Source organism: Nocardioides lentus (genome assembly GCF_039529515.1).
GTDB classification, from domain to species: domain Bacteria; phylum Actinomycetota; class Actinomycetes; order Propionibacteriales; family Nocardioidaceae; genus Nocardioides; species Nocardioides lentus.
Window position 1 is genome coordinate 1 of record NZ_BAAAMY010000006.1, and the last position, 7,256, is coordinate 7,256.

General features: G+C 74.1%; 5 protein-coding genes. 2 read left to right on the forward strand and 3 right to left on the reverse strand.

The features are described 5' to 3' along the window. Window positions 1–58: 58 nt before the first annotated feature. On the reverse strand, window positions 59–2,608 hold the full coding sequence (gene pepN, locus ABD158_RS13370) for an aminopeptidase N (RefSeq protein WP_344008018.1): 2,550 nt from the start codon (window positions 2,606–2,608) through the stop codon (window positions 59–61). Between the two features lie 59 nt (window positions 2,609–2,667). On the opposite strand from pepN, the gene ABD158_RS13375 reads away from it, so the two are divergent. After that, the gene (locus ABD158_RS13375) at window positions 2,668–3,270 is read left to right on the forward strand and encodes a mycothiol-dependent nitroreductase Rv2466c family protein (protein ID WP_344008019.1); all 603 of its coding nucleotides are present in this window, start codon (window positions 2,668–2,670) and stop codon (window positions 3,268–3,270) included. A 25-nt stretch (window positions 3,271–3,295) separates the two neighbouring features. Then, the gene (locus ABD158_RS13380) at window positions 3,296–3,838 is read left to right on the forward strand and encodes a hypothetical protein (RefSeq protein ID WP_344008020.1); all 543 of its coding nucleotides are present in this window, start codon (window positions 3,296–3,298) and stop codon (window positions 3,836–3,838) included. A gap of 13 nt (window positions 3,839–3,851) precedes the next feature. On the opposite strand, the gene ABD158_RS13385 is transcribed toward ABD158_RS13380, so the two are convergent. Together ABD158_RS13385 and ABD158_RS13390 are read right to left on the reverse strand one after the other, a co-directional pair. Beyond that, entirely contained in the window at window positions 3,852–4,601 is a 750-nt protein-coding gene (locus tag ABD158_RS13385) for a class I SAM-dependent methyltransferase (protein ID WP_344008021.1), read from the reverse strand. A 26-nt stretch (window positions 4,602–4,627) separates the two neighbouring features. Continuing rightward, window positions 4,628–6,226: a sulfatase-like hydrolase/transferase gene (locus ABD158_RS13390; RefSeq protein WP_344008022.1), complete on the reverse strand. Its 1,599-nt coding sequence runs from the start codon at window positions 6,224–6,226 to the stop codon at window positions 4,628–4,630. Window positions 6,227–7,256 lie beyond the last annotated feature (1,030 nt).

The following is a 7,256-nucleotide window of genomic DNA, read 5'->3' on the forward strand; positions in this document are numbered from 1 at the left end:
GGCGCGACCGGCGGCTGGACCGGCCGGCCCGGGCCGGTGGCCCGGGCCGCCGTGCGGCTCAGCCGGCGTCGCGGGCCCGGGCGGCGAGGGCGCGGGCCATGTCGGAGCGTCCCTCCCGCACGTAGCGCTTCGCCGCGGGGTTGGCGGCGGAGGTCTCGAGCCACGCGTCCAGGCGGTCCACCACGTCCGGCGACGCCAGCGGCATCGGGAACATCGCCTCCAGGACGGTCGAGGCGCGCTGGACGCCCTTGTCCTCCCAGATCGTCTCCGCGACGTCGAGGTAGCGCTCCAGGTACGGGGCGAGGAGCTCGGCCTGCCCGGGCGTGGCGAAGGCGATCGCGATCTGCCGCTGCGTCTCGTTGGGCACGTCGTCGCGCTCGACCGCGTCGCGCCACGCCTCGGCCTTGGCCTCGGCGGTGGGCCGCACGGTCCGTGCCATCGCGGCGTGCTCCTGGCCGGAGATGGTGTTGTCGCGGGCGAGCTCCTGCGCGATCCGGTCCCCGTCGGCGCGGCCCGTGCGCGCGAGCGCGGTCAGCAGCGACCAGCGCAGGTCGGTGTCGAGGGTCAGGCCCGGCACCTCGGCGGTCCCATCCAGCAGGTCGGCGATGAGCCCGAGCGCGTCGTCGCCGTGCGCCGAGGCGGCGAGGGCGCGGGCGAAGGCCAGCTGCCGGTCCGACCCGGGCTCGGCGGTCGTCAGCAGCTCCCGCAGCCCGGCCTCGGTCATGAGCCGCAGCTCGTCGCGGCCCTCGGGGTCGGAGTAGTGCTCGACCGCCGTGCGCAGGTACATCGGGAGCCGGCCGACCGCCGTCATGTCCGTCTCCGTCCGCAGGCCGCGGAGGACGAGGGCGACGAAGTCGCGGGCCCGCATCTCGGCGTCGCGGGTCATGTCCCAGGTCGCGCCCCACAGCAGGGCCCGAGCCAGCGAGTCGTCGAGGGTGTCGACGTGCGCGACCGCGGTCGCGAGCGAGACCTCGTCGAGACGGATCTTGGCGTAGGTGAGGTCGCCCTCGTTGAGCAGCAGCAGGTCGGGTCGTCGCTGACCGAGGAGCGCCGGGACCTCGGTGACCTCGTCGCGCACGTCCACCTCGACCGACGTGCGGCGCCGTAGGCCCGCGGGGGTGAGGTCGTAGAGCCCGATGCCGAGGCGGTGGCGGCGCAGCGTCGGGAAGTCGGGGTGGGCCGACTGGCGCACCCGGACGGCGCTCAGCACGCCGTCGTCGTCGGTCTCGAGCTCGGGGGTGAGGGTGTTGACCCCCGAGGTCTGCAGCCACTCCGAGGCCCAGCCGGACAGCTCGCGCCCGGAGGTCTCCTCGAGCGCGCGCAGCAGGTCGGCGAACTCGGAGTTGCCGAAGGCGTGGGCCTTGAAGTAGGCCCGCAGCCCGGCGGTGAACTCCTCGATGCCCACCCAGGCCACGAGCTGCTTCAGCGTCGAGGCGCCCTTGGCGTAGGTGATGCCGTCGAAGTTGACCTCCACGGCCTCGAGGTCGTGGTTGTCGGCCGCGATCGGGTGCGTCGAGGGGAGCTGGTCCTGGCGGTAGGCCCAGTTCTTGCGGGCGTTGGTGAAGCCGGTCCAGGCCTCGGTGTAGCGGGTGGCCTCGACCAGCGCGTGGTGCGAGGCCCACTCGGCGAACGACTCGTTGAGCCAGAGGTCGTCCCACCACTTCATGGTCACGAGGTCGCCGAACCACATGTGGGCCATCTCGTGGAGCACGGTGTTGGCGCGCTGCTCGTAGAACGAGTGGGTCTGGCGGGAGCGCGGGAGGTACTCGTCCCGGTAGGTCACGCAGCCCGCGTTCTCCATCGCGCCCATGTTGTACTCCGGCACGTAGAGCTGGTCGTACTTGCCGAAGGGGTAGGGGAAGTCGAACGCCTCCTCGTAGAAGGCGAAGCCCTGCTTGGTCAGCTCGACGAGCTCGTCGACGTCGAGGTGCTCCTTCACCGACTGCCGGCAGTAGTGCCCGAGGTCGACGGTGCCGTGCGCGCCCTCGTAGACGTCGCGCACCTCGTGGTACTCGCCGGCCACGAGCGCCGTGATGTAGGTCGACATCCGCTCGGTCGTCGGGAACGACCACGTCGCGACCGCGCGGCCGTCCGCGTCGTGCGCGGGCTCCGGCGTCGGCGCGTTCGAGACCACCTTCCAGTGCTCGGGCGCGGTCACCGTGAAGGTGAACACGGACTTCAGGTCGGGCTGCTCGAACGTCGTGTAGACGCGGCGCGCGTCGGGGACCTCGAACTGCGTGTAGAGGTACACGCGGTCGTCGACGGGGTCGACGAACCGGTGCAGGCCCTCGCCGGTGCGGCTGTAGGGCAGGCGCGCGTCGACCACGAGGACGTTGTCGGCGGCGAGGTCGTCGAGGCGCAGGCGCGAGTCGGCGTACACCTCGGCCGGGTCGAGCTCGCGTCCGTTGAGCGTGACGGTCAGCTCGGAGCCGCCGACGAGGTCGGCGAAGGTCGAGGCGCCGGGCTCGGAGGCGGTGAAGCGCAGCGTGGTGAGCGACCCGAACACCTTCTCCCCGAGGGTCAGGTCGAGGTCGACGTCGTAGGAGGTCACGTCCACGAGGGAGGACCGGGTCGCGGCCTCGTCGCGGGTCAGGTTGGTGCCGGGCATGGTCCGATCATGGCACCGCGCCCGGGAACAGGCCCGACGGGTCGCGTGTTGGGCGCCACATGACCGACACCGCTGAGTTCTGGTTCGACCCCCGCTGCCCCTTCGCCTGGATCAGCTCGCGCTTCATGCTCGAGGTGGAGCAGGTGCGGGACGTGAAGGTGACCTGGCGGATCATGAGCCTCGCCTACCTCAACGCCGACAAGGACATCCCTCAGGAGTACCGCGACATGCTCGCGGACGCGTGGGAGCTGGTGCGCCTGTGCATGGCGGTGGAGCAGCAGCACGGCCAGGCCGAGCTGCTCGCGCTCTACACCGCGCTCGGCACCCGTCTGCACAACGAGGGCCGCGACCAGTCGCGCGAGCTCGCCGAGGAGGCCCTGGCCGAGGCCGGGCTGCCCCGCGAGCTGGCCGACGCGATGACCGACGACTCCTACGACGAGGCCGTCAAGCGGTCCCACCACGACGGCATGGACCAGGTCGGCGACGACGTGGGGACGCCCACGATCTCGGTGAACGGGACCGCGTTCTTCGGGCCGATCCTCGGGTCGATCCCGCGCGGCGAGCAGGCCGGCGCGATCTGGGACGGGGCCGTCGCGATGGCCGCCTACCCGGAGTTCTACGAGCTCAAGCGCAGCCGCTCCGGGGGTCTCGACTTCAGCTGAGCCCCGCGGACCCTAGGGTGGCGGCATGGGTAAGTCCGCGCCGCCCCCCGCCCCGTTCGACCTCGTCAACTCCTACGCCCGGTTGCGCGGCGAGTCGGTCGAGCTCGTGCTGAACGGACCGAAGGCCCCCGGTATCGAGCAGTGCACCGAGGCCGTCCTGCGCAAGGGCGGCACGAAGGTCGTGGGCCGCGCGGTCGTCGACGACGGCCCGCTCGGGCGCCGCGTGGTCGTCACCGTCGGGCGCGACCTGCTGGCCGACGGCCGCTGGGTGGTGCGTCTGCGGGGCGGCGACGGCGACCCCGTCGCCACCCGTACGCGTCTGCTCGTGCAGGGCGACCGTCCGGTCGTGCTGCTGTGGGGCGGGTCCGACCCCGAGTCGCGCCTGCCGGTGCCGCGCGACCGCTCGACCGCGGCCGGGTCGGCGTCCGGCGCCGGGTCCGACGTGAGGGCCACCGTGGTCAGGGCCGGCTCGCGGGCGCTCGACGCCGCGCTCTCCCCGCTGCCGCCGCAGCGCCGCGACCGCGCCCGGCAGGGCGCGCGCCGCGTCGCGCGACGGCTGCTGGGCTGAGCTCGGCGCTCCCTCAGGAGGCCCGCGGCGCGGGACGGCGCAGCGGCGCCAGCGCCTGGGCGACGGCGGGAGCCGCCGCGGCCGCCGGGAGCCGGCGAGCCCGCGCCAGCTGCTCCCAGACGTCGAGCTCGAACAGCTCCTCGGGCGTCCAGGCCCGGCTGCGCTCGAGCACCTCGACCGGCACGTGCGGCGGGTCGGGCGAGACCGCGACGTCGAGCCAGTCGTCGTACCACGGAGCGACGCCGTCGAGGCTCGCGTCGGGGGACAGCACGACGGCGGCGCCGGTGCCCTCGCAGTCGACCTCGATCACGACCAGGTCGGGCCGGTGCGTGCGCAGCGCGTCGAGCGCCTTGAACACGTCGCCGGTCCAGCCGCGGGTGATCCGCACCCGACGGGCCTTCTCGGGGTCGCGGGGGAGGATGTCGTCGAGGACGATCACGCTGGCCGGGTGGGTGAAGCGCTCGACCGCCAGCACGTCGCGGACGACGTACTCGGCCAGGTGCATGCCGTCGATGAAGACCAGGTCCAGCACGTCCACGGGCAGGTGGGCCAGCGGGCGGCGACGGGCGAAGAACTCGTCGCTGGTGGTGCGCGCGAGGTGCACGTCCTGCTGGATCTCCTCCTTCACCTGGAACTCCGGGTCCACGCCGATGCGCGGTGCGCTGCCGAGCGCGAGGCTCTTGCCGTCCTGGACCCCGATCTCGAGGTAGGTGCGCGGGTCGAGGCGTGCGTGCAGGCCGGCCAGGAAGGTGTGTCGATCCATGGCCGCCACTATCGCGCACCCGGGCCTCAGCCGCCCGCGGGAGGTGCCGGGTCGTCGCCGAAGCGCAGGTTGCAGCCGGGTCCCTCGCACACCCGCAGCCGGCTCGCACGTGCCTCCAGCTCCCGCACCACCCCGGCGTACGCGGGGTCCGCGAAGCGGTTGTGCAGCTGCCAGGGATCCCGGCGCCGGTCGTAGAGCAGCCCGTCGCCGGTGTGGGCGTTCACGGCGTAGAGCCAGCCGGGTGTCTGCACGCCGCGGTACTGCCAGCCGTCGAGCTGGCGGCCACCCGTCTGCACCAGGGTCGTGTCGCGGAACTCGACGTCGCGCCCGAGCGCCGGCGCCAGCAGCGACTGCCCGTCGAGCCCGGTGGTGTCGTCGATCGCGGCGAGGTCGAGGAGGGTGGCCGGCAGGTCGACGAGCGTAGCGGGGACCGAGGAGGTGGCTCCGGCCGGGACGCCCGGGCCGCGCACCACCACGGGGACGTCCATGATCTCGTCGACGAGCACGTTCTTGCCGAACAGGCGGTGCTCGCCGAGGGCGTGGCCGTTGTCGGAGGCGAAGACGAGGTAGGTGTCCGCCAGCTCGCCGGTCTCGCGCAGCGTGCGGACCAGCGAGGCGACCGAGCGGTCGACGGCCAGCAGGCTGCGGACGCGGGCCCGGTACATGCGCTCGTTCTTCGCGTCCTTCATCACCGGGCGCTTGCGGATCGGCTGCGGCTGGTCGGAGACCTCGGCCTGGTTGTAGTTCGGCTTCGTCAGCGACGGCGCCGGCAGGTCCCGGTACTTCCTCCGGTCCCGCGGCAGGCTCGGCGGCGGCGCGTGGACCTTGCCCTTCGGCTTGTAGTGCGGCGCGACGTGCCAGGAGAACAGCAGGAACGGGTCGTCGCCCGCGGCCAGCTCGCGGACGGCGTCGTCGGTGCGACGGGCGATGCTGGTCGTGACGTAGGGGACCTCGTCGTCCGCCCAGGACCGCTCCTCGCCGGCGTAGGTGTAGCGGTCGTAGGAGTAGACGCCGCGCACGAGCGGCTGCCACAGGTCCCAGCCGGGCTCGGGCGCGTCGGCCTCGGGCTGGTAGCCGTTGAGGTACTTGCCGACCAGCCCGGTCGCGTAGCCCGCGGCGGCGAAGCGCTCCGGCAGCGTCGGGTACGCCGGGTCGAGCGCCTGGTCGCCCCCGTGCGGCCCGCCGTTGTGGCGCACGCCGTTGTTCTGGCCGTACTGCCCCGTGAGCAGCTCGGCGCGGGCCGGGCAGCACAGCGGGTGCGGCGAGATCGCCGCGTCGAACGAGGTCCCCCGGTCGACGAGCAGCCGGCGCGTGCGCGGCATGTGCTCGAGCTCGTCGACGTTCTGGTCGTCGGTGAGGACGAAGACGACGTTCGGCCGGTCGCGTCCGGCGCGGCGCTCGGCGAGGTCGACCTGGGCGGCCCGGGGGAACTGCGGCACCACCCGGACGCCGTCCTCCTCGTCCCCGCCGCCGCCCCCGCGCAGCGCGGCGAGCAGGCCCGCGACGATCGCGACGACCACGAGCCCGTGCAGCAGCCCGCGCAGCAGCCCGCGACGGCGCTGCTGGCGGGGGTCGGAGTCCGCGGCGTCCTCGCGGTGGTCGGTGGCTGCGGTGATCGGACCCACCCCCCTCTGACGACGCCGTCCCCGGTCGGGGACGCGTCAGGCTACCCAGCCCGGCCCGCGGACCCGCCCCGGAGGCACCGCGTGGCGCGGGACGGCGTGGAGACGGCGTGGAGACGGCGCCCGAGACCCCTCGTACCCCGGACGGTGGGTCGCCGGGTCTCGTGGCCCTTCGGCTCGTGCGTCGCCTCCGGGCACCTCGACCTCCGCGCAGCCGTCCGGAGGTCGAGGTGCGAGGGCCCCCGGGCCCGAGCCACGAGACCCCCCAACCCCGGACGGCGGGTGGCCGGGTCTCGTGGCCCTTCGGCTCCTGCGTCGCCTCCGGGCACCTCGACCTCCGACCACCGAGACCTCCGGGCACCTCGACCTCCGGGGTGCCGTCCGGAGGTCGAGGTGCGAGGGCCCCCCGGGCCCGAGCCACGAGACCCCTCGCACCCCGGACCCCGGACCCCGGACCCCGGACCCCGGACCCCGGACCCCGGACCCCGAACGGCGGGTGGCGGCTCACCGGGTCTCGTGGCCNCGCGAGGGCCCCCCGGGCCCGAGCCACGAGACCCCCCGCACCCCGAACGGCGGCTCACCGGGTCTCGTGGCCCCTCGGCTCCTGCGTCGCCTCCCGGCACCTCGACCTCCGGGCACCTCGACCTCCGACCATCGAGACCTCCGGGCACCTCGACCTCCGGGCACCGGGGCCTCCAGGCACCTCGACCTCCGGGTAGTCGTCCGGAGGTCGAGGGGGTGTCGATCAGGCGCTCGGCGCGGGCCCGCGCACGGCGGGGGCTCGGAGACGCGTGCGGTGGGGCGGAGGTGGCCGCGTGGCCACAGCCCGGCTGATCACACGCGCCACGCCCGTCACACGCAAACCACGGGTCACGGCAGCCCCATCACGCATGATGGGGCACCATGACTTCCCCTCGGTCTCGGACCCCGCGCCCGGCTGCGCGCCCGTCCTCGCGCCCGTCCTCGCGCTCCGACGCGCGCCCGTCGGTGCGCACCGCCACCCGTCGTACGGCGCTGCTCAGCGTCCCCGCCG

Bases quoted from the DNA above. Each gene is read 5' to 3' on its own strand.
- pepN (WP_344008018.1), bottom strand. From the start codon at position 2,608: ATGCCCGGCACCAACCTGACCCGCGACGAGGCCGCGACCCGGTCCTCC.
- ABD158_RS13375 (WP_344008019.1), top strand. From the start codon at position 2,668: ATGACCGACACCGCTGAGTTCTGGTTCGACCCCCGCTGCCCCTTCGCC.
- ABD158_RS13380 (WP_344008020.1), top strand. From the start codon at position 3,296: ATGGGTAAGTCCGCGCCGCCCCCCGCCCCGTTCGACCTCGTCAACTCC.
- ABD158_RS13385 (WP_344008021.1), bottom strand. From the start codon at position 4,601: ATGGATCGACACACCTTCCTGGCCGGCCTGCACGCACGCCTCGACCCG.